Annotated in this window: 24 protein-coding genes; 5 read left to right on the forward strand and 19 right to left on the reverse strand. The window is 37.5% G+C overall.

Features of this window, described 5'->3' with window-relative positions; all coding sequences use genetic code 11:
• Positions 1 to 9 precede the first annotated feature (9 nt).
• From atpB to ACFOSX_RS02830, 7 genes are all read right to left on the reverse strand, one after another.
• Positions 10 to 1098 carry a F0F1 ATP synthase subunit A gene (gene atpB, locus ACFOSX_RS02800; protein WP_386096796.1) on the reverse strand — a complete coding sequence of 363 codons (1089 nt, stop codon included), beginning with the start codon at positions 1096 to 1098 and terminating at the stop codon, positions 10 to 12.
• 145 nt (positions 1099 to 1243) lie between these two features.
• Complete coding sequence (locus tag ACFOSX_RS02805; RefSeq protein WP_386096798.1) at positions 1244 to 1642, reverse strand: hypothetical protein; 399 nt, start codon at positions 1640 to 1642, stop codon at positions 1244 to 1246.
• Complete coding sequence (locus ACFOSX_RS02810; protein WP_386096800.1) at positions 1643 to 1912, reverse strand: AtpZ/AtpI family protein; 270 nt, start codon at positions 1910 to 1912, stop codon at positions 1643 to 1645.
• Positions 1842 to 2297: a bactofilin family protein gene (locus ACFOSX_RS02815; RefSeq protein ID WP_386096802.1), complete on the reverse strand. Its 456-nt coding sequence runs from the start codon at positions 2295 to 2297 to the stop codon at positions 1842 to 1844. Before ACFOSX_RS02815 ends, ACFOSX_RS02810 begins: the two co-directional genes overlap by 71 nt.
• A 16-nt stretch (positions 2298 to 2313) precedes the next feature.
• Positions 2314 to 4896, reverse strand: coding sequence for a type IX secretion system periplasmic lipoprotein PorW/SprE (porW, locus tag ACFOSX_RS02820; RefSeq protein ID WP_386096804.1), 2583 nt, complete (start codon positions 4894 to 4896; stop codon positions 2314 to 2316).
• A 199-nt stretch (positions 4897 to 5095) separates the two neighbouring features.
• On the reverse strand, positions 5096 to 5821 hold the full coding sequence (locus ACFOSX_RS02825; RefSeq protein ID WP_386096806.1) for an ABC transporter ATP-binding protein: 726 nt from the start codon (positions 5819 to 5821) through the stop codon (positions 5096 to 5098).
• Positions 5822 to 5832: 11 nt separating this feature from the next.
• Positions 5833 to 7311 carry a DUF5687 family protein gene (locus ACFOSX_RS02830; RefSeq protein ID WP_386096808.1) on the reverse strand — a complete coding sequence of 493 codons (1479 nt, stop codon included), beginning with the start codon at positions 7309 to 7311 and terminating at the stop codon, positions 5833 to 5835.
• 104 nt (positions 7312 to 7415) lie between these two features.
• Between ACFOSX_RS02830 and ACFOSX_RS02835 the strand changes: the two genes are divergently transcribed.
• Positions 7416 to 8474, forward strand: a complete 1059-nt coding sequence (locus tag ACFOSX_RS02835) for a 2Fe-2S iron-sulfur cluster-binding protein (RefSeq protein ID WP_386096810.1) — start codon at positions 7416 to 7418, stop codon at positions 8472 to 8474.
• A gap of 8 nt (positions 8475 to 8482) precedes the next feature.
• Here ACFOSX_RS02835 and ACFOSX_RS02840 read toward each other — a convergent pair whose 3' ends face one another.
• On the reverse strand, positions 8483 to 9514 hold the full coding sequence (locus ACFOSX_RS02840; RefSeq protein ID WP_386096812.1) for a glycosyltransferase family 9 protein: 1032 nt from the start codon (positions 9512 to 9514) through the stop codon (positions 8483 to 8485).
• A 53-nt stretch (positions 9515 to 9567) separates the two neighbouring features.
• Entirely contained in the window at positions 9568 to 10179 is a 612-nt protein-coding gene (locus ACFOSX_RS02845) for a DUF4254 domain-containing protein (RefSeq protein WP_386096813.1), read from the reverse strand.
• Between the two features lie 64 nt (positions 10180 to 10243).
• Here ACFOSX_RS02845 and upp point away from each other — a divergent pair, with 64 nt between their 5' ends.
• Positions 10244 to 10903: a uracil phosphoribosyltransferase gene (gene upp, locus ACFOSX_RS02850; protein ID WP_386096815.1), complete on the forward strand. Its 660-nt coding sequence runs from the start codon at positions 10244 to 10246 to the stop codon at positions 10901 to 10903.
• On the opposite strand, the gene ACFOSX_RS02855 is transcribed toward upp, so the two are convergent.
• Complete coding sequence (locus ACFOSX_RS02855) at positions 10892 to 11809, reverse strand: DUF6427 family protein (protein ID WP_386096817.1); 918 nt, start codon at positions 11807 to 11809, stop codon at positions 10892 to 10894. The genes upp and ACFOSX_RS02855 overlap by 12 nt on opposite strands.
• Positions 11810 to 11864: 55 nt before the next feature.
• Here ACFOSX_RS02855 and ACFOSX_RS02860 point away from each other — a divergent pair, with 55 nt between their 5' ends.
• Positions 11865 to 12092 carry a DUF6341 family protein gene (locus ACFOSX_RS02860; RefSeq protein WP_386096819.1) on the forward strand — a complete coding sequence of 76 codons (228 nt, stop codon included), beginning with the start codon at positions 11865 to 11867 and terminating at the stop codon, positions 12090 to 12092.
• Here the strand turns inward: ACFOSX_RS02860 and purD are convergent.
• On the reverse strand, positions 12087 to 13358 hold the full coding sequence (gene purD, locus ACFOSX_RS02865) for a phosphoribosylamine--glycine ligase (protein ID WP_386096820.1): 1272 nt from the start codon (positions 13356 to 13358) through the stop codon (positions 12087 to 12089). The two genes, ACFOSX_RS02860 and purD, sit on opposite strands and share 6 nt — an antisense overlap.
• Positions 13359 to 13446: 88 nt before the next feature.
• Between purD and ACFOSX_RS02870 the strand changes: the two genes are divergently transcribed.
• Together ACFOSX_RS02870 and ACFOSX_RS02875 are read left to right on the forward strand one after the other, a co-directional pair.
• On the forward strand, positions 13447 to 14754 hold the full coding sequence (locus tag ACFOSX_RS02870) for a phenylacetate--CoA ligase family protein (protein WP_386096822.1): 1308 nt from the start codon (positions 13447 to 13449) through the stop codon (positions 14752 to 14754).
• Position 14755: 1 nt separating this feature from the next.
• The gene (locus tag ACFOSX_RS02875; RefSeq protein WP_386096824.1) at positions 14756 to 15916 is read left to right on the forward strand and encodes a glycosyltransferase family 4 protein; all 1161 of its coding nucleotides are present in this window, start codon (positions 14756 to 14758) and stop codon (positions 15914 to 15916) included.
• Here the strand turns inward: ACFOSX_RS02875 and ACFOSX_RS02880 are convergent.
• The 8 genes from ACFOSX_RS02880 to ACFOSX_RS02915 are packed head-to-tail and all read right to left on the reverse strand — an operon-like array spanning position 15913 to position 25226.
• Entirely contained in the window at positions 15913 to 17322 is a 1410-nt protein-coding gene (locus ACFOSX_RS02880) for an exopolysaccharide biosynthesis polyprenyl glycosylphosphotransferase (protein WP_386096826.1), read from the reverse strand. The two genes, ACFOSX_RS02875 and ACFOSX_RS02880, sit on opposite strands and share 4 nt — an antisense overlap.
• A complete protein-coding gene (locus ACFOSX_RS02885) occupies positions 17323 to 18309 on the reverse strand; it encodes a polysaccharide biosynthesis protein (RefSeq protein ID WP_386096828.1) in 987 nt (328 codons plus the stop codon).
• Positions 18310 to 19449, reverse strand: a complete 1140-nt coding sequence (locus tag ACFOSX_RS02890; RefSeq protein ID WP_386096830.1) for a DegT/DnrJ/EryC1/StrS family aminotransferase — start codon at positions 19447 to 19449, stop codon at positions 18310 to 18312.
• Positions 19446 to 20408: a hypothetical protein gene (locus tag ACFOSX_RS02895; RefSeq protein WP_386096832.1), complete on the reverse strand. Its 963-nt coding sequence runs from the start codon at positions 20406 to 20408 to the stop codon at positions 19446 to 19448. The genes ACFOSX_RS02890 and ACFOSX_RS02895 overlap by 4 nt, the downstream gene beginning before the upstream one ends.
• Positions 20409 to 20410: 2 nt before the next feature.
• Complete coding sequence (locus tag ACFOSX_RS02900) at positions 20411 to 21769, reverse strand: undecaprenyl-phosphate glucose phosphotransferase (RefSeq protein WP_386096834.1); 1359 nt, start codon at positions 21767 to 21769, stop codon at positions 20411 to 20413.
• Between the two features lie 3 nt (positions 21770 to 21772).
• Positions 21773 to 22759, reverse strand: coding sequence for a UDP-glucuronic acid decarboxylase family protein (locus ACFOSX_RS02905; RefSeq protein ID WP_386096836.1), 987 nt, complete (start codon positions 22757 to 22759; stop codon positions 21773 to 21775).
• A gap of 25 nt (positions 22760 to 22784) precedes the next feature.
• Positions 22785 to 24191, reverse strand: a complete 1407-nt coding sequence (locus tag ACFOSX_RS02910; RefSeq protein ID WP_386096838.1) for a nucleotide sugar dehydrogenase — start codon at positions 24189 to 24191, stop codon at positions 22785 to 22787.
• A 39-nt stretch (positions 24192 to 24230) separates the two neighbouring features.
• Positions 24231 to 25226 carry a hypothetical protein gene (locus ACFOSX_RS02915; protein ID WP_386096840.1) on the reverse strand — a complete coding sequence of 332 codons (996 nt, stop codon included), beginning with the start codon at positions 25224 to 25226 and terminating at the stop codon, positions 24231 to 24233.
• Positions 25227 to 25234 lie beyond the last annotated feature (8 nt).

Raw genomic sequence — 25234 nt, forward strand, 5'->3', positions numbered from 1 at the left:
AAATTTAAATTAATGATGTTCTTCTTCTGTTGCCATCCCAAAATAAAGCGCTGACAATATTGTAAATATGTATGCTTGTATAGCCGTTACAATCACTTCAATCACTGTAATAAACAATGAGAATGCTACAGATACCGGTGCAATTGCGTAAGACTTAAATACAAATATTAATGACATAAGCGCCAATATGATAACGTGACCTGCCGTAATGTTGGCGAACAAACGAATCATAAGAGAGATAGGCTTAACAAACATTCCTATAATCTCAATTGGCATTAAAAATATTTTCATCGGTACAGGAACGCCTGGCATCCAAAAAATGTGTTTCCAGTAGTTTTTGTTACCGCTAAATGTTGTGATGATAAACGTGATGGCCGCTAATGTAAAGGTAAACGCAATGTTACCACTAAGGTTGGCGCCGTTTAAAATTGGAATGAGACCAAAAATGTTATTAATCCATATAAAGAAAAATATGGTCAATAAATATGGCATGTATCTTCTGTACTTATGCTCACCAATCATTGGGCGTGCAATTTCGTCTCTTACAAATACGATTAGTGGCTCTACAAAACTTGCAATACCAGAAGGCACATTGTCATCAGACTTTTTGTAACGACGTGCAGCTGTTAAAAAGATGAACAACAACACAGCGATTGACACCCACATCATAAAGACGTTTCTTGTGATTGATAAATCAAATTTTGGGCGATGTGCATTTGTTGGGTGGTGCTCAGCATCATATTGTACTGCAGTAGCGCCTTCATCCAAAACATATACTTTTTCGTGAACGTTTACGAAACGTTGTCCGTTTTTCTCTACAATCACCTCACCGTTGTAATCATGGTGAAATTCTGAAGACGAAAACGTCGTTAAACCTTTATCTGTGTATGTAATTACCGGAAGTGGAATTGAAATCGGGTGGCCGTTCCAATCAAATAAGTGCATGCCATAAGCGTCTTTAACGTGATGTAAAATCATCTCCTTTGGATCAAAGACTTCATCATCGCCGCCTTCTTTAGGATCACTTGCAAAACTGAAATTTCCAACTGCTAAAAACAGTATGGTAAATAGTACGCTTTTAAAGGTGTTTACTGTCATTTGATATCGCTTAAAAATACCTTACTTTAAATTCGCTGCAAATGTACGACGTAATTATGAATTGGCAAACAATAATGAGCCTATAATTTTTATGCTTTATCCTGAAGAAGAATTGCACACCAAATAATCTTCAAATATCCTTTGTTTATGCCTTATTTAAGAACTTTGTTAAGGCATAGACTTCAAAAAATAAATACAGAAAATAAGGGATGAAAAAGTTGATAACGTCAGGTTGCTTATTTTCAAAGTCTGAAAGCAACAAGGGTAACAAAAACAAAATCGCTAAAACCATCTTAGCCAGGGTCATACCCATAAATAAATTGAAGATGTTTTTTTGTCCTGAAGAAAACTTGTAATTGATAATGGTATAAAATACAGTGGTCACCACAACATGAAACCCATAAATATGCCACACCGGAAAAAAGAACTCACGTTCCCCTCCCAAATAATGCAATAGGTAAGCATGAATCCCAAACAACACGGCAGATACCAATACCAATTGCAACATAAATACGCCTTGGCGTTTCTTAAAAGCGTCTGTCATCTATCCTTCTTTTTTTGACAGTGCAATAATACGCCTAATTACGTAAACAATGGATGCCACAACGGCGAATAAGACACAACCCAAAGTATAAAGATTGTTCTCATTGGGGTAGCGCTCATCCAGCTTCACACCAACGAAAGTGCCCACTGCGATAATGGCCACCATTTGTATGGCAATACCCGAAAAGCGTGCATAGCTATTAAGCCGGTCTTTCTGCGCTTTTAGCTGGTTGGGGTTGTCCTTGTGTTGGTTTTGGTCTTTGGAGGGCATCGTTACTTAGGGATTTAACAGCGCCTTTCATGCTACACGTTGCATTGAATGTAGCACCTGGCTCTACCGCCAATTTATTCACTTGCACTTCGCCTTCAATATGAGCTGTGGATTTTAAGGATAAGGTGCCACTGAGAATCAATTTCCCAGAAAACTTTCCTTCGTAATCTACGTTTTCGCCTTGAAGCGTGCCTTTAATGATTCCAGATTTGCCGACGACGACCTTGCCTGATGTTTTAAGATTACCTTCAACGGTGCCATCTATTCTAAAAGGGCCTTCGCTCATAATGTCACCCACTAATTTGGTGCCTTGTGCAATGATATTTTGCTGTGTTCCTGTCTCCATAGTTGTCGTTTTTTGTTTTTTGTTGTCTGAAGAAAACATGATTATACGGTTTAAATTACTGCGGTGTTAAAAACTGGTCTAAGTTTTTATGACGTTGAACAATAGCATAGTTAGGGGACGATATTACAAAAAACGGTCTTGCAATATCTTTTGATTCTTTATCTTTATATTCTTCCAAAAAGCCTGTAAATCCCTTGGCTCTGGTTAAAAATTCCATACCGTGAACCACAACAAACGTGGTATTGGCGTTATACACATCTTCAGAAACCGTGAGGTTGCGCAACGGCGTCTTGGCAATTTCCGTTTCCAGATTTTTAATAAATTCTAAAACCGTTTCTTTAGATGTATTGTCGAACTGATATACGACTTTAAACTCGCCTTGGTCTTCATCGGGAATAAATTCTCGTGATTCCAATGCCGGAAGCGCTGTCGTTAATATCTCTTGCGCACGTTTCCCTTCTTCGGTGCTTGGGTAGGTCAGCGCGATGTAATTGACACTTTCCTTATAGGCTTCAAAGCCTTGAAGTCGGCCAATAGCAGATGCTTTTAAAATTTCAAACTTCGGAACAAAAGCATCGCCCTCGAAATTTTTGATAGACTCATCGGCCTTTTGAATGACCTGAGCATAATTTTGTTCTTCAAACTGCGCATAAGTAGCCTCGTAAACCGATTCCGGACTGTTCTCGTCCTTCGCTAATTGCGATTGCGGATTCCTCAATATCTCCGCATATCGCGAATCTGGAAAGTTTGAAATAATCTCGTTTTTAGCAATATCTGCTTCGCCCGTTTGCCCCAAAGCTTCATAAATCTGCTGTAGGTTGTATTTCGTTGGAAGGATTAAACGCTCTTCAGGATTAAACTTCAATAAATTCTGAAGGCGACTCTTCGCCAATTCATATTCCTTGAATTTTTCCTTATAAATAAGTCCTAATTGGTAATAGGCATAATTTCGATCTTTGGCTAAGCTATCAATAGCTGTTTGTTCGGTCGGAATTAGTCCGATGTAAAATTCAGGATTGTATCGGTCTTCATCTGTCGCAGTTGCAATGACATCTTCAATACCAGCATCTGTGGCATCTGTACCACGCTTATCGGACAAACGCCAGTTATCTTGAAGTTTTCTATCACCCCAAAGCCTTTGAAATTCGTTTTTACCGTATGCAACCGTCGTTGGATTATAAAAGTAGAAATCACCCGAAGCCCCAGGCCCACCTGCATTTGCACCTGGGAGTCCAGGCCCACGACGCTGAAACCCTGGTGTATTACCCACGTTTTTCGCGGTCGCTTGGGCTAAAATAATAGCATCTTTTTTGTCCTGCTCCGCTTGTGCCTCATCCGCAGCTTTTAATTCATCAATATATTTTGAGAACAAAGCCAAACGGTCTTCCTTCGGCATATTAACCAATCTTAAAATACTATCGTTGGTCTTTGCAATACCTTCATACAAGATTACATCTTCTAAATTTTCACGCTTTTTACTGGTGACACGATAAGGCTTCGATTTTTGCACCATGTTGGTTAGCGTACTGTCGTAATATGCTCCTGCTGTTTTGTAGATGGTGCGGTCAAAATACATATCGCCCAAAGTGAGATAATTTCTGGCATTGAGGGTCTTATCTCCTGTATTGGCACGAAGTGATTTGTTATAGTAGGCTTCTGCAATACTATCCGAACCCTGAGACAAATGATACTCAGCAATTTGGTAGTAAATTTTGTTGAGAAACGGCCGGTTTTCACGGTTTTCTTCGAGCTCAGCTAAATATTCTTGAAACGCTAGTTTGTCACCGTTGTCCGCATCAAAATTGGCGGCTTTGGCCAAATGTGCATTGATATAAAATGCACGCGGAATTTTGCGGTGCATCTCAATAATTTCATCAAAAGCTAAATTGGCACTGTCTTTCTTCCCGAATTCACTATAAAGTTGCCCACGGATAAAGTGATAACGTGCTTTCTGCTCCTTGATTTTGGTTTCTTCGGCAGCCACGGTAATGTAGGCCATGGTGCTGTCCTTTTGTTCCAGATTTAAAAAGGCTTCCGCCAATACCGCAGAAATATCCGCCAAATCCTGGCCTTCAATCTCCTCTTGGTCTAAGTGTCTTCTCAGGTTTTTAATGGCGAGTTCATCATTCCCCAAACGCATATTGGTTTTTTCGCGCCAAACTTTTACCTGATTGATTTTATCACTAGATGGATATCTATTTAAAATATTATTGAAAGCCGCCAAGGCTGGCACAAAGCGCTGATCGTAATAACGCGCTTTACCAAGCATAAGATACGCTTCGTCTATCTGTGGGTTTTTTTCGCGCCCACCGATATTCATACTGTGTTTTTGTATGGCCTTGATGGCCTTTTCTTCAGCACGCTCAAAGTCGGAGTTGTTGCCTTCGCTATCTAACCGTACTTCATCCTTGACCTCAAAACGCTCAATTGGCAACAGCTCCCAGAAATTCTCGGTGAATGCATTGTTTACACTTTTAAGACCATTTTGCAGGGCAACATCGCCATTATAAAGGGTATTGTACTCTGTGGTTACAGCATGGTAATTTCGACTTAAAAAGGTGTCTTTTTTACGGGAACAGCCCGTGAGGCAAAACACGATTCCCAGAAATATAACTACGGCTTTTGTGATAGGTTTCAAGCTGAATTCTTTTTGGTGTCATCACAACGGAAACTGCTAGGTTTTGTTGTATAAACAGACAGATATTTAGTGTTGGTGAAGGTAAAAATAAACATCTTTTTGAATTAACACGGGGAAATGCGTGTTTTTAGGGGTTTTGAAAGCCAAAAAAGCCTGATGTCTTCTCAAACATCAGGCGCAGCATTTTAAATATTTATTCCTATTCCTCCTCTTCCGAAGAACGCAGCGTACCACTCGCAAAGTGCGCTTCTAATTCTTTAAGGGTTGCAGGATTAGTTTCCAAATCTTTAACCACATTACCTTTTTCCAATACCACAATACGCTCACAGACATCGGTGACATGCATTAAATCATGGCTACTGATTAAAACGGTGACGCCTTGCTTCTCAGCCAAGTCTTTAAGAATTTGCTTGAGTCTTATTTGCGTAGTCGGATCGAGATTGGCAAAGGGCTCATCTAGGATAATAACTTCAGGATTACCGATGAGTGCCGCTACAATTCCGGCTTTCTTTTGGTTTCCTTTACTTAAATCTCTAAGGTACTTCTTCTTCCCGATGATTTCGCCGTTGAAAAAGTCTTCAAACTGAGACGTTAGCTTATCCACATCGGCTTTATTCTGACCTCGTAAATCCCCGATAAAGTAGAAATACTCTTCGGGTGTGAGATAGCCTATTAAAAAACTTTCGTCGATGAATGAGGCGGTAAAGGGTTTCCAATCTTCACTTTCAGAAACGGTGATATCGTTATTACTAATACTTCCTGTTGAAGGTTTAATTAAGTCCAGCAACAAACTGAAATAGGTGGTTTTTCCTGCGCCGTTATTTCCGACTAATCCAAAACTTTGCCCTTTTGGAATGTTTAGGGATTCAATGTTCAATACGGTAGTACCGCTATATGTTTTTGATAAATTTTGAGTCTGTATCATGGTGAGTTGTATTAAGAATCTTGACTAAAAGCGTCAATCATTTTGTATTTAGAATTTAGGTAACGTTGAGTGATGATTTTCATGAGTTTTTTGTGGAGCACAATGCCGGTTAATCCTAAAACAATGAGGATACCAACGGCAACTTCAAACCCAATCAGCCAATTCGCAATACCGAAAATGGCCATCGGAAGAATCAGTAGCGGAAAACCAATAATCCATTGCATGGCACCCGTGCCTTGATAATTGAAGGCGGCGCGTTGGTTTAAATCAATCTTTTTACGGTTAAAAGACCCTCCAAATAACACCACATGGGAGTTCACGCCAATGTTATAAATGGCTGCCGCGAAATGTGCGATTAGAATCTTCCAGCCGAAATACACATAAGGGATTCCGAGTATGAAAAGAATGATAACACTCATAGCAATCAGCATAAACTTTGAACGCAAGTACTGCTCATATTTAATGTTTTGGCTCATCAGCATTTTATAGTAACCGCTGTCCCACGCCGGAATGAACTGTCCAAAGTTGACCAAGAAAATCCCTGTACTAAAGACGCCAATAAAAGCAAACATAAAGGTCATGTCTCTGTACATCGGTTGCGGGTAGAAAAACAAGCCATACAACAAACCTAAGGCCAAGATGAACAAGGTTGATTTAGGTCGTTTGTTTCGCCAGAGTAATTTTAAATCGAGCTGCATAAACGGCGCGACATCACCAAAGCGTTTGGTCCATGCTAAATCAGACGTTTTCACTTCCTGCGCTTTCGATTTTAAGCCAGCATCCAAAAACAATTTTTCTCTTAAAATCTTATAGTTATAGAGATAAACGGCAACTAAAATCAAGGCCGGAATAACGATTAATAACGGATTATTGGCAATGGAAAGAATAGCGTTTCCGATTAAATCCTTTAAAGAAAACAACTGGAAATAATCTATAGCAAACAAACCTCCCGCCACAAGTATCAACGGCAAAAATCCCAATTCCTTTTCAGCTGAAAAGGCTTCGATAATAAAGTTAACGAAGTTGCTGATCAACGAAATAAGAAGCATCGTCAGTACCCAAGTAGCGACCATGCCAAAGGCATACCCCTTGCTAAGTAATACTACGGCAAATGGAACGGTGAAAAACAGGGGCAAAAAGTTAAAGAAGGACAAGGCTGATTTACCTAAAACAAAATTAACAATCGTCGACCGTTTAATGTTTTGCGTGAGCAAGGGTTTTACGCTCATGACAGGCAACTTCTGAAAAAAGAAGCGCATCAACAAATCACCAAGGATGAAATAGAACATAAAACTGCTAGCGACTACAAAGGGATCCTGTTCAGGATAGGCTTTCTTTAAAATAAAATAGGCGCCGACGCCCATGCCTATGAATATGGCAACAAAATAAAGCGCCATAAATACCATAAGGATATTGAGCGCTAGGTTTTTCTGCCAGTAAGACGAACGGAAGTATTGCTTCCATTCGAGATATAAAAAACGTTTAATCATGGTTTTTTAGGATGGTTTTTCTATAAGTAAACATAACTGTTAATTTGTTACAAACAAACCCGAAATAAAATTGGCATGTCCTATTTTTGCTGAAAATTTCTACAATGTCACAATTCCATGCCCTTAAAATAAAATCTATCGTTAAAGAAACTGAGAAATCCGTAAGTATTTCTTTTGAAGTTCCTGAACACTTAAAAAACGATTATAAATTTAAAGCAGGTCAGTATATCACTTTAAAAGCCACAATTAATGGCGAAGACGTTCGTCGTGATTACAGTATCTGTAGTTCGGTGAATAGCGGCGATTTAACGGTTGGTGTAAAGTCTGTGGAGAATGGGACGTTTTCTGTCTATGCCAATGAAAAACTTATGGTGGGTGATACTTTGGACGTTGCACCACCAAACGGACGTTTTGTGTTTGATGCCAATAATGCCAAAACCAGAACCGTTGCTGCTTTTGCAGCCGGAAGCGGTATCACCCCAATTTTAAGCATTGCAAAAACACTTTTGGAGGATGAACCATTCAGTAATTTTATCTTGGTGTATGGCAATAAAAGTTTGAAGGATGCCATGTTCGCCCAAGACCTGTTACAGCTAAAAGAAGCCTATGGCAATCGTATCCATGTGCATTTTATTTACAGTCAGACCAATGAAGCTGATGCGCTTTTCGGTCGGATTGAAAAAAGCACGGTGAACCTCATTGTGAAAAACAAATACAAAGGTGTCACCATAGATTCATTTTACCTCTGCGGACCAGAACAGATGATTCATACGGTTAAAGATGTACTTGAAGAAAATGGCGTAAAACCAAAACAAATTTTCTTTGAATTGTTTACTGCGCCAACCGCTACCGATGACGCTGAAACGACCATCGTCGGAGACGGGCAAACCGCTATTAAAGTTTTGGTGGATGATGAAGAATTTGAATTCAACATGTCGCAAGACACCTCTATTTTGGAAGCTTCCCTAAAAGAAGACATTGATGCGCCGTACTCTTGCCAAGGTGGTATTTGTAGCAGTTGCATCGCCCGTATCACAGAAGGTACTGCCGAAATGCGACAAAACAACATTCTTACCGATAATGAAGTTGCAGAAGGCTTAGTATTGACCTGCCAAGCGCATCCGACATCTACGACTATTGTTGTGGATTATGATGATGTGTAAAAGAGATGTTAGACCGCTTCGCTGTTAGATAAAATCGTCTTTACTTTTTCGATTATGGTTTCTACGGAAATACTTCCAGCAGCGTCTTCGTAGCCTTCTGGGTATGTGTTGCCGTAAATGGATGTTGGGATTTTTGGAAATTGGTTACGGTCTGCGGTAAGGGCAAAATCTAGTGGCTGATTAAAAGGCGCAAAACCGGCGTACGGATGTGTAACTCCCCAAATACTCAATACCTTAATGCCTTGCATGGCCGCCAAATGGCCATTACTAGAATCCATGGCAATCATGAGGTCTAAATGGCTGATGAGTTGCAATTCGTCTTCAAACGAAAGTTTCCCTACTATGGATGAAATAGCTTCGGCGGTTTCGGCAATTTCTGATAAGATAGCTTCTTCCTTTTGACCACCGCCGAATAAAATGATATTATGCTCCTTTGCCAATTCTGAAATGACCTGCTTCATTTGTGACAGTGGATATTGCTTTCCAGCGTGAGCGGCAAAGGGTGCAATTCCAATGGTTGATTTCGAATCGTCATGGATGAAGCCTTGTAGTTTTTCCGACAGTCCTTTTTTCTCTGGAAACGCTGGATTTTCTAGCGAAATCGGAAATCCTAATTTTGAAAACACATCGGCATAACGTTGATGCGTCGTCTTTAACTGTTCAAAGATTTCGCCTTTAACTAAGGCTTTTTTTTCAGCTCGTCCTTTATCAATTTGAATGACTTTTTTTCCAAAGAACAATTTTAAAATTTTAGTTCTGAGCACATTATGCAAGTCTGCAACAACATCAAACTTTAAGGTTTTGAGTTCCTTTGATAGTTTATAAAGCCCGAAAAATCCTTTGTGCTTCCCTTTTAAGTCGGCTCCATAAACCGAAACATTGGGAATAGCGGCAAACATGGGTTTGAAGAATCCTCTAGTGAGTACGGTGACTTTTACATCTGGATATTTTTCAACCAAAGCCCGTAACACTGGAACGCTCATCGCCGCATCGCCCATGGCTGATAATCTTATGACAAGGATGTGGGTTGGTTTGGGCATCTTCTAATGGAAAAGACCTGTCAGGTTTTAGAAACCTGACAGGTCTGTGAAAATTATTTCTGACCTCGAAGAACAGGATTCAGCTCATCATCATTATACATTTTCATCTGCTTGTAGACTTTCATGTATTTATCGCCATTTGAAATATCTGTTAATAAATCATCGATGGCTGTACTTAAATCCGTGCGTTGTTCTAGCAAGACATTCAGCTTTTTCTGGCATGTGGCTTTATGATCTTCAGAGGCATCATCTCTTACCGTTTCTAAGTGCATGTGGTAAATTTTCAAAGCCAAAATAGACAAGCGGTCAATCGCCCAAGCCGGACTTTCAGAATTGATTTTCGCATTCGGTTTTACCGCAACATCCTTGTATTTATCTAAAAAGTAGCTGTCTATATATTCAACGGTATCCGTTCGGTCTTGATTAGAAGCGTCAATCATGCGTTTTAATTTCAAAGCAGCAACAGGGTCGATATGCGGATCTCTAATAATATCTTCATACGCCCACTGCACGGTATCTATCCAGCATTTTCTGTAGAGTAAATGTGCGATGAGGTCATTAGTTTTATCAAACTTATTGGTGAAGGGTTGGTCGACCGTATTCAATAATTTATACGTTGCGATAACATCCTGAAATATGGTGTTTGCTTTTTCTGAAAACTGCATGAAAATAGATTTAGACTGCAAATATAGTTTGAATTATTAACTTTAAAATCTAAAACTCTCAACCATGACCATTCATAATCTATCTGATACAACTTCAATATTAAACACTTTTATTGCTGAATTGCGCGATGTTTCCATTCAGAAAGATGCCATGCGCTTTCGGCGTAATATTGAACGGATTGGAGAAATTCTGGGTTATGAGCTGAGTAAATCCCTCAACAAAAAATCATCTTCAGTAAAAACGCCTTTAGGAGTGGCCGAAACACCTCTAATTTCTGAAGACATTGTGCTATGCTCTATCCTTCGCGCTGGAGTTCCATTACATAATGGCTTGCTCAATTACTTTGATGCTGCCGAAAATGCCTTTATTTCGGCCTATCGACAACACAAAGAAGACCCAGAGTCTTTTGATATTGTTGTGGAATACCTCGCTTGTCCAAGCCTCGAAGATAAAACCTTGATATTAGCAGATCCTATGCTTGCGACTGGTCAATCTATGCTCGCTACGTTTGAAGCACTTTTACCTTTCGGCAAACCAAAATCCGTGCATTTGGTTAGCGTTATTGGAGCACAAAAGGGCGTTGATTTTGTTGTTGACAATTTTCCTGAAAACACCAATTTGTGGATTGCGCAAATTGATTCAGAATTAAATGAAAAAGGATATATCACCCCAGGACTGGGTGATGCCGGCGATTTGGCTTTCGGGCAAAAATTACAGCACTAAACGTAATAATGGCGTTATGATAAGTAAGGACACAAAGACTTCCCTAAACCAGGTTTCTTCAATTCGCTCAATATAATTACTCATCATTATAGAGAATGGCGCCAAAAGAAAAATGAATTCGCTTCCGTCTTTTACTGGTGAAATTACAGCAACAAGTACTGCGATTATGGCTGACCAAACGATAAGAAAATAAACAGGTCTTAATGTTTTGTTTCTGTCTTTTATTTGCTTGAAATAATACACGGCCATCCAAACGAACATACTCGCACCAATGGTCAATGTTAGAATCCCCGATGCCGAATTATAGGCTGAAAAATTCAAACTTGAGTACGGGATAAAGGTGTTATCTTGAAGGTAATCACCATGCATCATAATATTAAAGGTTACTAAAATGATTGCCACGGTAAGTACTCCCAGAAATGGAATTACCGCATTTTTAATATCATTCTGCCAGTAATATATAAGCGCAACGATGATAATGACAAAGAACAGCAAAGCCCAAACATAGAACAAGGACGCCAAAGCCATCCAAAACCCAGCATCAAAAAGCTTTTTTTTAATATTCAGTTTAGAGTGTAAACTAATAAGTCTTCGCAAGGCGAACATGATAAATAGATTGGCGACGATGAGGTGCAAATACATCAATACTTTAGGAAACAATGCCAAGAGTAAGGCAAAAGTCATTATAGCATAACTATTGCGTTTGGTAAGTTTGTTTTTGGATACAATGAATTCCAAGAGGAAAATGGCAAACATTACAATAAACAATTTTGCCAACTGCTGAAAATAACTGTAGTTCTCTTCGGAAACCGCATTGAAATTCACGGCAACATACAACGCCATTACAAAAAGAACCACAACAACAATGTTTATGGGTTTAGATTTTTTAAAAATGGCTGTAATCATGTATGGAAATTACTCGAAGTATTTTGTATTTTTGCCTTCATAAATTTATGAAGTTATGAAGGATTTCTTTTACGCTATAGAAGATTTATTTGTAAACACACTTTTTGCACCGTTTGATGCATTGAGAGCTTTAGAGTTAGAAAGCTGGTTTTTAGCCAACGCCATCTCTTGGATTTTTACCATCATCGGTTTTGTTGCTTTCACCTATTGGATGCTTCAATTACGTAAATTCAACGACAACAACGAAGAGGACAAGAGCGTTACGGCACACTCTTATTTATAGGTCAAACCCTATATCTTTTCTATAATACATCTTATCAAAACGTAGCTTGTCTATAGTTTGGTAAGATTTTTTTATGGCTTCATCATAAGTTTTCCCATAAGATGTAATCGCCATAACACGCCCCCCTGAGGTTACGATTTTTCCATCTTTTTTCTGTGCTCCGGCATGAAATGGTATGGAATCCGTTATAGTCTCCAAGCCATGAATCTCTTTGCCTTTTTCGTAAGCTTCCGGATAACCTCCTGAGACTAGCATTATGGTCGTTGCAGCACGTTCGTCAATCTCAATCTCTATTTCTGATAGCTTCTTTGAGCCCATCGCTTCAAAAATGGCAACCAAATCAGTCTTTAGTCTTGGCAGTACCACTTCGGTTTCAGGATCACCCATGCGCACGTTGTATTCTATGACTTTAGGCTCGTCTCCTACTTTTATGAGTCCAATAAAAATGAAGCCAACGTAAGGCAGGTTGTCTTTTTTAAGACCTTCAATCGTTGGTTTTACTATGCGTTCTTCAATTTTAGATAAAAAATCTTCGGATGCAAAAGGCACTGGTGAAACGGCGCCCATACCGCCTGTGTTTAGTCCGGTGTCGCCCTCGCCAATGCGCTTGTAGTCTTTAGCAGTTGGAAGGATTTTGTAATCCTTACCATCAGACAACACAAAACAACTCAATTCTATACCGTCCAAAAATTCTTCAATTACCACTTTGGCACTGGCCTCTCCAAATTTTTGGTTGACAAGCATGTTCTTTAATTCGGATTTTGCTTCGTCCAAGTCGTTGAGAATCAAAACCCCTTTTCCGGCCGCTAAACCATCGGCTTTTAAAACGTAAGGCGGGTCTAAGGTTTCTAAAAATTTAAAACCGTCTTCTACATTTTCGGAGGTAAAGCTTTGATACGCCGCTGTTGGAATTTTGTGGCGCATCATAAATTCCTTTGCGAATTCCTTACTGCCCTCAAGTTCTGCCGCCGCTTTTTGTGGGCCAATGACCGATACGTTTTTTAGCTGATCGTCATTCAAGAAATAATCATGTATGCCTTGCACCAAAGGATCTTCTGGGCCTACTACAACACAATCTATTTTATGGGTTAGAACTGCACCTTTTATCGCATCAAAATCTGTGACTGAAATCGGTAGATTGGTTGCTATTTCTGAAGTTCCTGAGTTGCCTGGTGCTACAAAAAGTGCCTTACATTTTGAACTTTGTGCTAATTTCCAAGCAAATGTATGTTCTCTACCACCAGAACCTAAAACTAAAATATTCATGTTGCGTTGTGTTGTTTGGCGCAAAAATAATTGCTTTTGCCACGAGAACAATTTAAACTTTTATAATTTGCTGAAAAATCTTCGTTTTTTGAGATTATTCGACATTGCACTTCAATTAAAAGGCTTTGACATTAAAAAAGCTACACGGGTTTTACATGATATTCAATCGCTGAACAATCATGAATTTGAAGCACAATTAAATCAAAAGAAAACAGCTATTGTCAACTATCATCTTAACAACAATCCATTTTACAAATCCTTAGTCGGAAACCAAAATGATGTCTCTTGGAACGAACTTCCTATTATCACCAAACGCGATTTGCAAAGGCCTTTGACCGAACGTTTGTCAACTGGTTTTACGACATCTAATGTTTACATCAACAAAACATCTGGCTCCTCTGGCGACCCGTTTGTGTTTGCCAAGGATAAATGGTGTCACGCCATGACTTGGGCGGTCATTATGAATCGGTTTTCTTGGTACAACATTGATTTTAATTCATCTAAGCAAGCGCGGTTTTACGGTATTCCGCTAGACAAAAAAGGCTATTACAAAGAACGCTTAAAGGATAAGATGGCGAATCGGTTTCGGTTTTCTGTATTTGATTTGAGCGATGAGGCGTTTGAAAAAGCCCTTTATAAATTTAAAACTACTCCGTTTGAATACCTCAATGGATATACCAGTCCGGTTGTGCAGTTTGCCAAGTTTTTAAAACGGAAATCTGTTATCCTCAAAAATATCTGTCCAAGTTTGAAGGTTTGTATGGTCACGTCGGAAATGCTTTTTGATTCCGACAGAAAATTATTAGAAACCCAATTTGGTGTGCCCATGGTTAATGAATATGGCGCTTCGGAATTGGACCTTATTGCGTTTGAAAATCCAGTAGGTGAATTTCAACTTAATGGTGAAACCTTGTTCGTGGAAATTGTAGATGATACCGGAAAATCAGTCCCAAACGGAGAAGAAGGACGCATAGCGATCACCTCGCTTTATAACAAAGCACATCCGTTTATTCGGTATGACATTGGTGATATTGGAATTATTTCAAAAAGCTGTACTGCCCAAAAACCAATCCTTAAAGAATTAGTTGGGCGCACCAATGATATTGCCATTTTGCCAAGTGGAAAGAAAGCCGCTGGCCTTACATTTTATTACATCACGAAAAGCCTAATTGAGGATTCTGGCAACGTAAAGGAGTTTGTCATTGAACAATTAAAAACAGATCAGTTTTTGATTAGATATGTTAGTTTAAAACCACTTTCTGAGGAAGAATTACTAACGATCAGAGAAAAGATGATTGTCTATCTTGAAGATGGTATCCAAATACAGTTTAAGCGAGAAGAACAATTAGAACGCCAAAAAAGCGGCAAACTAAAACAGTTTATATCGCACCTTTAGTATGAAGCAGCTCCTAATTTTTACGAATTACTTCCCGCCAGAAATGGGTGCGGCTTCTAATCGTATTCATCATTTGGCTGAAGGCTTAAAGGACGAGTATGAAGTCTCGGTCGTTACGCCTTTGCCCAATTACCCTACCGGTAAAATATTTGAAGGCTATAAAGGTAAATGGAGGTATACCTCAACTGAAGATGAAGTGACCGTTAATCGGCTTTGGGTCTATGCGAGCAATTCCAAAAATAAATTTAAGCGTTTGCTCGCCATGCTGTCTTATAGTTTTAGCATATGCTGGTTTATACTAACTCGTAAAGTTCCAAATAAAGTCATTGTGCAATCACCGCCGCTTTTGGTGGCATTTACCTGTATGCTTTTTTTAAAATCTAAAAAAAGAAAACTAGTGCTCAATGTTAGCGATTTGTGGCCTTTGGCAGGATTGGAACTCAACGCCTTAAAAAAAGGATTTGGATATTCTGTATTGGAAAAGATTGAGCGTTTCAATTATAAACGTTCCGATTTAATCTTAGGGCAGAGTGAAGAAATCTTAAGTCATGTAAAAACTATTGTTCCAAATACCTCAACATTTCTGTATCGTAACTTCCCAGATTTTGAACCTCCTGAATTGGCCTCGAGAGACAAAAGTAATACTGGTAAAATCAAAATGGTTTATGCAGGTTTGTTAGGTATTGCCCAGGGTGTTTTAAAGCTTTGCAAGGCTCTTGATTATTCAAACGTGGAGTTTCATATTTATGGATCGGGAGCTGAGGCGGAGTTAATATTAGAATATATTTCCAACAACCCAAATTTACTTATTTACTATCATGGAAGTTTGAAGCGCGAAGAGCTCCATAAAGCTTTGCTTCAATATGATTTAACCATTATTCCATTGGTGAATAGAATCTATGGTTCTGTGCCTTCAAAAGTATTTGAATATGCACGATTGGGATTACCGATGCTCTACTTTGGCGGAGGCGAAGGGGAATCTATTGTTTTACAAAATGATCTAGGTTGGGTAGTAACTTCAGGAGACTATGAAGCGCTCAACACGTGTTTAGGTAAACTAAAAATTTCAGAATTAGATATAATGCGAAATGCTATTCAAACAACTGCGCTAAAAGCATTTAATTTTAAATCACAAATTACCGCTCTAAAACGAAAACTTTAATACGCCTTCTTATCGCCTTTAATAATCAATACTATTGTGTCGATTATTATTTTTATATCGAGTAACAAAGACCAGTTTTCAATATAGTAAATATCGAATTTTACCCTATTTATGATGTCTTCATCTTTTTTAACTTCACCCCTAAAGCCTTTGGTTTGTGCCAGTCCGGTAATTCCCGGTTTCACGTTATGACGAATGACAAAATTATATTTGTCAATCTTTTTTGAATAGTCATCTGTAAACGATAGCATGTGCGGTCTAGGACCAACCACGGACATGTCGCCAAACAACACATTATAAAACTGAGGAAGTTCGTCCAAACTGGTTCGTCTTAAAAAAGCACCTATTTTGGTAACGCGGTGATCTTTTTTCTTAACATACTCGGTGCCGTTTTCTGAACCTAATTTTAGCGATCTAAATTTATAGCATTCAAACTCTTTGTAATTGATGCCATTCCTTTTGTGCTTGTAATAGAGAGGTCCCTTAGATTCTAATTTTATAAGAATGAACAGAATAATACTTAGCCACGACAGAATAAATATGATAACGAATAGTGAAAATATAATATCAAAACCACGCTTTACAACGACATTGAATGGTTTTTTCAATGTCACCTCTTGGATGGACAATACTGGTAGATAATTGTAAAAATCTGTTTTTAAGTGCTTACTAAGTAAATTTTTCGAAGCTGGAATAAACTTGATATTGCAATGATTGATATCTGCATATTTCACAAATGTATTGACTTGTTTTTCGGATAATTCATCCATAGCGCAATATACTTCATCGATACCTTGGTCTTCTTTTAGGTGTTTAATACCATCTTGTATATTACCATCAACTTTAAGGGAATCTAAATTACTGTAGACCCCTTTTAGTTCATATCCATAATCTCTTTTTCGTTTGAAAAAATCTTGCAATTCTTTAGCAACATCGTTATTGCCAATGATAAGAACGAAACGTTTATTACCGTTAAGGTGTCGTCTGTATTGTCTAAGGGCAAAATAACTGGCAAACTTAATGATGCTAATAAATAAGAAAGCATAGCCTATATATTGGAGAATTGTAAAAGCACCAACAGTAATGCTTCTAAAAAAACCTACAAAAGCAAAAGTCCCAACGAAATAAAGTGCCATTTGCTTAAATAGTAAGGTGGCGATGTCAAGTGCTGATGTATATCTATAAACATCATAAAACTTAATGCTGTATGCTGATATTAACCAAAGAATAATTGCATAAATAACAAAAAAGTAGCTTTTATTCTTAGCTAAATAAGAAAACCAAGCTTCAATAGGTTCTCTGTCAAAATCGAAGAAATAAAACGCTAATACAAGGATCGTTGCAGTATCAAAAAGGATCAATGATGGTCTAATTAACCAAGAATATCGTCCGCGGATATAGCTCATCTATTGTTTTGAAAGTTTTAAAAGTTCTTGGTGAACGGCATCATCCTCTCTACGTTTAGAAAACTCCAGTACGTTTTCAAGATCGGTCAAATCAAGAGGGTTTTCCAGTTTAAAATACGAAATTTCGTTCACCTCTGAAGGCGTTAAAACAGTGCCGTCTTCAATCAGTTTTTCTTTGATTTTTTCTCCTTTTCGTAATCCAATGACCTTAATCTCAATTTGCTTTTCAGAACTTATGCCGGCGTGTTTGATTAATTCCTGTATGACAAGGCTGATTTTTTGAGGTGCTCCCATATCTATGACAAAAATTTCTTGTCCGGTCGCTATACTGGCCACAGCTAGTATTGATTGACACGCCTTTTTAATTGAAATAAAGAAACGTTCAATATTTGGATGAGTAATCGTAACCGGGCCTCCATTTTGAATTTGGTCTTTAAAGAGTGGTATAGCAGATCCATTACTGTTATAAACGTTTCCAAATCTTACAGTAGAAAAAACAGTTTTAGTGACATTAATACTTCTTAAATAACGCTCAACAATTTGTTTGCTCATACCCATGACACTTGAGGGTTCTACCGCCTTATCAGTGGAAATAAATACAAATTTGTCAACCTCATTTTCAATCGATAATTTAATGAGGTTAAGAGATCCTAATATGTTGGTCTGCACTGTTTCTGAAGGCTGTGCCTCTAAAAGGGGTAATTGTTTAAGTGCCGCGGCATGGAAAACAACATTGGGTTTATGGGTTTCGATGATTTTTTCAATATGTGCTTTGTTTCGAATATCCGCTAACTTAAATACAATGTCTCGGTAGGTATGTTGCTCAGATACTTTGATCTGCAATTTGTATATAGCTAATTCAGAGTTATCTAATATTACGATTTCCCTTTTGGCATAATCGAGTAGCTGCAGGCATAGTTGCGTTCCTATGCTACCTGCTCCACCAGTTATTAAAATGCTTTTATCCTTGTAAAATGCTATATCCATTTAAAACGTACTCATAGCAGATTCTACCGCCACTTGAATTCTGTAAAGATCATCATCTGTTAAATTCGAGCCACTTGGTAAGCACAGCCCTTTTTTAAACAATTCTTCTTCATAACGATTTCCAAAATATTGGGCTCCTGCGAATACAGGTTGTAAATGCATGGGATTCCATAATGATTTTGTTTCAACATGAGCTTCTGAAAACTGTTTCTCCAAACACTTTTTTAACTCCATATTATCGACAACTATGCAATTTAACCAAAAGTTTGATCTTATGTTTTCACTGTATTCCTTTTGCACCGAGATGCCTTTAAAACGGCCAAATAAATCGGAGTAAAAATTATGAATATTTTTCTTACGCGACAAGCGATCTTCGAGGCTCTGGAATTGGACATTGAGAATGGCTGCGTTTAGATTGTTCATTTTATAGTTATATCCCGTTTCTGAATGCTGGTAATAAATTGTCTCATCTTTAGCCTGGGTTGCTAACCGCACTATTCTCCTTTTTTGGTCTTCTGTTTTACAAACAATTAAACCTCCTGAAGCTGCCGTGATTATCTTGTTAGTATTAAAAGAAACGATGCCAAAATCCCCATGAACACCACAGGCTATTTTATTTACCTTAGACCCTAAAGCTTCGGCGGCATCTTCAATAATAGGTATTCTGTATTTAAGAGCAATCTGTTTAATACTTTCCATATTACATGGCATGCCATAAGAGTGGACAACTACAATCGCCTTAGGTTTTTTACAATATTTTATTCTGTTTTCAATAGCCTGCTCAAGCGTAGAGGGGCACATATTCCAAGACTGTTTTTCGCTACCTACAAATACAGGTGTTGCTCCACAATATGTTATTGGAAATGCGCTCGCCGCGAAGGTAAATGATTGGCATAACACCTCATCTCCTTTTTCCACACCCGCCATAATAAGCGCTAAATGAATTGCTGAGGTTCCTGAGTTAGTTAAAACTACATGTTTATTATTGAAGTATGCTCTAAACCTTGTCTCTAATTCTGTAATATATGTTCCATAATATGACAGTTCGTTAGAGGCTAAAGCCATATCAACCGCATCAAGCTCAAGCTTGGACACGAAGCTTGGTGATAATTTTATATTTGATTTTGGCTTTTGATTCATTTAACTATGAAAAACCTAAAAATACAGTAAAAAACTATCAGACAAAGAAAAGACAGACCAAGAACAAAAACTGAATCAATGGTATAAATTATACAGTATACTACGAAAGCACAAACCAACAGGTGTATTAGCCCATAAATAGCTGTGACTTTTAAATCAGTGTGCAAGTCTCTGTAGACTAGTTTTTCATAGAGATGATTTCTATGTGCTTTAAACGGATTATGCCTCTTAAATATGGTATGTGCGAGTGTCACTGCAACATCAATGCAGAAAACACTAATTATTAGAAAAACCATGGGATTATCCGTCACCATATATAATTCAATACAAAACCAAATCAATATAAACCCTAAGGATATGCTGCCTACATCGCCTGAAATGAAAATTGGTGCTTTTCTAACATTTCCAAAAGCAAATACTAGACAAACGCAGATTAAGCCTAAAAGCGCATTGTCGTGTACAAAATAAAACTCTAAGTTAATTATGAAAAGGGCCGATAGAGAAATAACTGCATTGACTATTAGCATGCCGTTTATGCCATCCATAAAATTTGAAGCATTTAGATAGCTTATAATTAAAAGTACACAGCCTATTTGCGCAAACAATCGATTATCAACATCTAAACCTGAAAACAATTCGCTTACCAGCGAGAAAGTAGCTATTAGTTGTACCACAAGCCTAGGAACGACGGGCAAAGACTTTATGTCATCAATAAAGCTAGTCACGGCCAAAGCAACAAAAGCCAACTGGGGTATAATGGGCACATCATCAAAAAAGAGCAATAGTAACAGAATACCAACTGGAAAAATAAAACCAGCTCCAATAACTGGCTGTGACTGAGAGTAGGTTCTTCGTATATTAATTGTTAGATTAAATGACTTAGCAATTTTTACATATATATAAAGCAACATTGTAAAAAATAAGCAAATTATGGTTGCTGTTGCAATTTGCTGAATCATAACTAATATGCTTTTTCTTCGCCTCTTATAGCATTAACTATGGTGCTAATAATAATTTTTATATCCAAAAACAGGGACCAGTTTTCTACGTAAAAGATATCATATTTTACTCGTCCTATTATATCCTTATCAGTTTCTATTTCTCCCCTAAAACCTTTTACTTGTGCCAAGCCAGTAATACCGGGTTTTACGAAAAGTCTCACCATAAACTTATCTACCTTTTTAGCGTAGGTTGTAGTATGACTTAACATGTGTGGGCGAGGTCCAACCACTGACATGTCCCCAAAAAATACGTTGAAAAATTGAGGTAATTCATCAATACTTGTTTTTCTAATAAACTTTCCCACTTTTGTTATTCTAGAATCTCCTTTTGTAGCTTGCTCTTTGTCGGCAATAGAATTCACTGTCATTGACCTGAATTTAAAACAGTAAAATTTGGTGTTATTAAATCCGTTTCGTTGTTGCTTAAAAAAGATTGGGCCTCTGGATTCTAGCTTTATCAAGATGGCAATTAATGGTATCAACCAAGATAGGATTAATACGATGACTACCGAAGAAAAAACAACATCAAACGTTCGCTTTACAAGTTGCTTTAATGGTTGTTCTAGAGGTATGTTTCTAAGCCAGAGTATTGGAATAAAATCATAGTACTGATATTTTAGGCGGCGAGAATATATTTGTTTATTGTCAGGTATAAATTTGAGAACCTTGAGATTATTATCGGCAAATGCAATAAGTTCAGACATCTGTTTATTACTGATTTCAGATAAAGAGCAGTATATCTGGTCTATTCTCTCATTGAATACATATTCAGAAAATTCATCAAGATTAAATCCGGACTCAGTGTTTGCATCAAACGTCTTAACATGAATATAGCCATACTCTGGTTTATTGTTAAATAATTTTTCCAAATCTTTTGATCTCTTATTTTTCCCAACAATAACTATTTTCCTAAAATTGCCTCCATATGCAATCCTGTATTTTTGTAAAAAATAGAAGAATGAAAGTTTTGTCAAAGCAATTGAAGAGAATACCACCGATATATAACTGAATAAGTATGAGTGCTCAAAACTGTAAATTCTAGTTAGTCCTAAATAAGCGTAGACTAGTACCGTAAAGTATAAACATTGTTTAAAAATGAGCGATGCGATTTTAACCTCTTTAGTATATCTGTATACCTGATAGAATTGAGTATAAATAGATAGGGTAATCCATATTACTGAGGATATTGAAATGAAACTCAATACATCAATAAAATTTTCAAAATAAAGATAGGATACTGCGTTGATAATTATCAAATCTATCATATAAGCAATTGGGCGTAAAAAGCCTGAATATCTACCTTGGTTAAATAAATTCAAATCTTATCTCTTAATATGTTTTTCAAATCTCTTATGCTCTGTTTTATATAGTGCTTCTTTTGGAAGATTCATAAAGTAGTTAATAGTCTTTTCAATTCCTTCGGCCCTGTCCACCGCTGGCTCCCAATTCAAAAGTTTTTTTGCCAAACTAATGTCTGGCTGTCTCTGAAGTGGATCATCCTTTGGAAGATCTTTAAAATTAAATTTAATACTCTGAGAGGATAGTTTTTCCATCTCTTTAGCCAAATCGATTATGGTAATTTCTTTGGGATTACCTATATTGACGGGTAGCTCATAAGAGCTAAATAAAAGGCGGTAAATACCTTCTATTTGATCGTCTATATAGCAAAAAGAGCGTGTCTGCTTTCCGTCACCGAATATAGTCAATGGTTCTCCCCTGAGAATCTGGCCTATGAATGCAGGAATCACTCTTCCATCATTTAAGCGCATCCTTGGGCCATAAGTGTTAAAAATCCTTACAATTCTTGTCTGTAGGCCATGAAATCTGTTATACGCCATAGTGATTGACTCTTGAAACCGTTTAGCTTCATCATATACTCCCCTGGGCCCAATAACGTTTACGTTACCATAATACTCCTCACTTTGTGGGTGCTCTAAAGGATCTCCATAGACTTCCGAGGTTGATGCAATAAGAATACATGCATTCTTTGCCTTTGCTAAGCCTAAAAGATTATGTGTTCCTAACGAGCCTACTTTCAAGGTTTGAATAGGGATTTTTAAATAATCAATTGGACTAGCTGGAGAGGCGAAATGCAATATGTAGTCCAAGTCTCCCTCAATAGATACGAATTCAGTCACATCATGATATATAAACTGAAATCGCTCATGGCTAAGCAAGTGTTCAATATTTGATTGGTCGCCGGTGATTAAGTTATCCATGCATATTACATGATAACCTTCATCAATAAATTTATCGCATAGATGCGACCCCAAAAAACCCGCCCCTCCTGTAATTAGTACTTTTCTCATAAATCGTACGTAAATTTAAAGCAATCTAATTTACAGGGTTTCCAGCACCTATCTTATAAACTGAAAACCCAATGCTTTTGAGATTATTGACATCAACGATTCCTCTACCATCAAACACGAAGGCTGGTTTTAGCATGCTTTCATAAATTTTATTCCAGTCATAATGACGAAACTCTTCCCATTCCGTTAGAATCGCGACAGCATGTGAGCCAATAATTGCCTCATACGGACTTTCGAGCACTTTAACTAATTTTAGATTAGTCTCTGGGTCTCTGGTGTTAAGTAAATTTAAATCTTTATAAACTTGATCTTGGTCAACCTTAGGATCAAATACCGAAATTTGAGCTTGTTCGTTTAATAAATTATCTGCGACCTGTATCGCTGGGGACTCTCGAGTGTCGTTGGTATCCTTTTTAAATGCCCAGCCAAAAAATGTGATTTTCTTTCCAGAAACGGTGTTGTACATTGTAGTTATGATTTTATCTGAAAACCTGTTTTTTTGATAATTATTCATTTCAACGACCCCTTCCCAATAATTAGCAACCTCGTCTAAACCATAGGATTTTGCAATATACACCAGATTTAGAATATCTTTCTGAAAACAGGAACCCCCAAAACCAACTGATGGCTTTAAAAATTTAGAACCTATCCTAGAGTCCATTCCTATTGCTTTAGCCACCTCATACACATCCGCTCCCGTCCGTTCACATATAACCGACATTGCATTTATGGAAGAAACGCGCTGGGCCAAAAAAGCATTTGCTGTTAATTTTGATAGTTCCGAAGACCAAACATTTGTGGTTAGGATTTTTTCCTTGGGCACCCAATTAGAATAAATATCTACCAATTCTGCAACCGCTCTCTCACCTTCGATGGTGGTATCGCCTCCGATTAAGACCCTGTCTGGTTGGAGCAAATCTTCTACAGCAGTTCCTTCAGCTAAAAATTCAGGGTTCGAAAGAATTTGATACTTAACGTTATTACCTGTATTATCTAAAATACTTTTAATCGTCGAGGCTGTTCTTACAGGAAGAGTGGACTTTTCGACCACAATCTTATCATTCTTTGATATTTTTGCAATTTGTCTGGCGCAAAGTTCAATATATTTAAGGTCAGCAGCCATACCCTTGCCCTTACCATAGGTTTTGGTGGGTGTATTTACAGAAATGAAAATCATTTCGGCTCTATCTATTGCTGCGTCTACGTCGGTCGAAAAGAACAAATTTTTTCCTCTAGTCTCTCTTACTATGGAATCAAGCCCAGGCTCAAAGACCGGGAGTTTGGTAAGGTCATCATCGTTCCATGCAATGATCCTTGCCTCGTTTATGTCAACAACCGTGATATTAATATCTGGGCATTTTTGAGCTATGACAGCCATGGTTGGCCCTCCTACGTAGCCCGCTCCTATACAACATATATTTTTAATAGCCATATTTTAGTGTCTATTCTACTAAGATCAAATATAATATTACTAAAGAGAAAATTCCTTGTTTTTAAATTCTTTCCCGAGTGAAATTGTCGTCAAAAAAAATAGAATACAAGATAATGGCACATAAAATAGGTTGCCACTAAAAATGGATAAGATTAAAGTACTAAAAAAATAGACCTTAGATATTCGGGAAATTGCGTGAGTCTGATAGAACTTAACGGAAAATACAGCATATATTATTACACCTAGACATCCAAAGAACAACGCTATATCAATAAGCTGAAGTTCTAAACGCACAACATTTAAATCTGTGGCTCCAATAATATAATTATAATTATCTCCATTAATCAAATTGAGCAACTCAAATGCGTTTTCAATTCGATAAGAGAAAATAGCGGTAAGCCAACCATCGTCATTGATAACATCCTGAAATATCGGCATACTCAAAATTATTAATAAAAGAGCCCCAAACAACAGAAAAGTAATTAAAATATAAAGCGCTTTTCTGCTGAACTTGAGATTTCTTTGAGATATAATTAGAAAAAAAATAAAAAGCGCTTCGCCCGCATACACCGCCTTAACTCCAGATAAAGCACTTATGATTAATAGTATTATGATCATTAAATAATCTCTAAAATACAGGAAGTAGGCCATTGCGGTTAAATAAACATATGGCAAAAATCCTTGGCTCAAGATAATCCCATTAAATCCAAAACGGGTTGCATTATAGGTTTTTAAAACCTGAATTCCAGTTAAAAGAGCGAGGATGACTAATAGTGTATTTAGTATAATTATAGCTTTAAAGAACCTATACAATGAAACCTGTAATTTACTATTACTTTGATTTTTTAGCGCGTAGGAAAACATCAGAAAAAAGAAAGGAAAAATATACCTCAAATACTCGTTAACATACAACGTCGAAAAGTTACTTTTGAAAAAGAAAATTGCTGTTATAGTCAAAAGCAATGCTATGGGGTTTATATAAAGTCTTGATATAGCCCGATATTTATAAATCAAGAATAAGATAATGGTCAGCAAAACAATAG

This window comes from Winogradskyella maritima (assembly GCF_042650215.1).
Taxonomy (GTDB): domain Bacteria; phylum Bacteroidota; class Bacteroidia; order Flavobacteriales; family Flavobacteriaceae; genus Winogradskyella; species Winogradskyella maritima.

Excerpts from the sequence above, each read along its gene's own strand:
- atpB (WP_386096796.1), bottom strand. The coding sequence starts at position 1,098 with ATGACAGTAAACACCTTTAAAAGCGTACTATTTACCATACTGTTTTTA.
- ACFOSX_RS02805 (WP_386096798.1), bottom strand. The coding sequence starts at position 1,642 with ATGACAGACGCTTTTAAGAAACGCCAAGGCGTATTTATGTTGCAATTG.
- ACFOSX_RS02810 (WP_386096800.1), bottom strand. The coding sequence starts at position 1,912 with ATGCCCTCCAAAGACCAAAACCAACACAAGGACAACCCCAACCAGCTA.
- ACFOSX_RS02815 (WP_386096802.1), bottom strand. The coding sequence starts at position 2,297 with ATGTTTTCTTCAGACAACAAAAAACAAAAAACGACAACTATGGAGACA.
- ACFOSX_RS02825 (WP_386096806.1), bottom strand. The coding sequence starts at position 5,821 with ATGATACAGACTCAAAATTTATCAAAAACATATAGCGGTACTACCGTA.
- ACFOSX_RS02830 (WP_386096808.1), bottom strand. The coding sequence starts at position 7,311 with ATGATTAAACGTTTTTTATATCTCGAATGGAAGCAATACTTCCGTTCG.
- ACFOSX_RS02835 (WP_386096810.1), top strand. The coding sequence starts at position 7,416 with ATGTCACAATTCCATGCCCTTAAAATAAAATCTATCGTTAAAGAAACT.
- ACFOSX_RS02840 (WP_386096812.1), bottom strand. The coding sequence starts at position 9,514 with ATGCCCAAACCAACCCACATCCTTGTCATAAGATTATCAGCCATGGGC.
- ACFOSX_RS02845 (WP_386096813.1), bottom strand. The coding sequence starts at position 10,179 with ATGCAGTTTTCAGAAAAAGCAAACACCATATTTCAGGATGTTATCGCA.
- upp (WP_386096815.1), top strand. The coding sequence starts at position 10,244 with ATGACCATTCATAATCTATCTGATACAACTTCAATATTAAACACTTTT.
- ACFOSX_RS02855 (WP_386096817.1), bottom strand. The coding sequence starts at position 11,809 with ATGATTACAGCCATTTTTAAAAAATCTAAACCCATAAACATTGTTGTT.
- ACFOSX_RS02860 (WP_386096819.1), top strand. The coding sequence starts at position 11,865 with ATGAAGGATTTCTTTTACGCTATAGAAGATTTATTTGTAAACACACTT.
- purD (WP_386096820.1), bottom strand. The coding sequence starts at position 13,358 with ATGAATATTTTAGTTTTAGGTTCTGGTGGTAGAGAACATACATTTGCT.
- ACFOSX_RS02875 (WP_386096824.1), top strand. The coding sequence starts at position 14,756 with ATGAAGCAGCTCCTAATTTTTACGAATTACTTCCCGCCAGAAATGGGT.
- ACFOSX_RS02880 (WP_386096826.1), bottom strand. The coding sequence starts at position 17,322 with ATGAGCTATATCCGCGGACGATATTCTTGGTTAATTAGACCATCATTG.
- ACFOSX_RS02885 (WP_386096828.1), bottom strand. The coding sequence starts at position 18,309 with ATGGATATAGCATTTTACAAGGATAAAAGCATTTTAATAACTGGTGGA.
- ACFOSX_RS02890 (WP_386096830.1), bottom strand. The coding sequence starts at position 19,449 with ATGAATCAAAAGCCAAAATCAAATATAAAATTATCACCAAGCTTCGTG.
- ACFOSX_RS02895 (WP_386096832.1), bottom strand. The coding sequence starts at position 20,408 with ATGATTCAGCAAATTGCAACAGCAACCATAATTTGCTTATTTTTTACA.
- ACFOSX_RS02905 (WP_386096836.1), bottom strand. The coding sequence starts at position 22,759 with ATGAGAAAAGTACTAATTACAGGAGGGGCGGGTTTTTTGGGGTCGCAT.
- ACFOSX_RS02910 (WP_386096838.1), bottom strand. The coding sequence starts at position 24,191 with ATGGCTATTAAAAATATATGTTGTATAGGAGCGGGCTACGTAGGAGGG.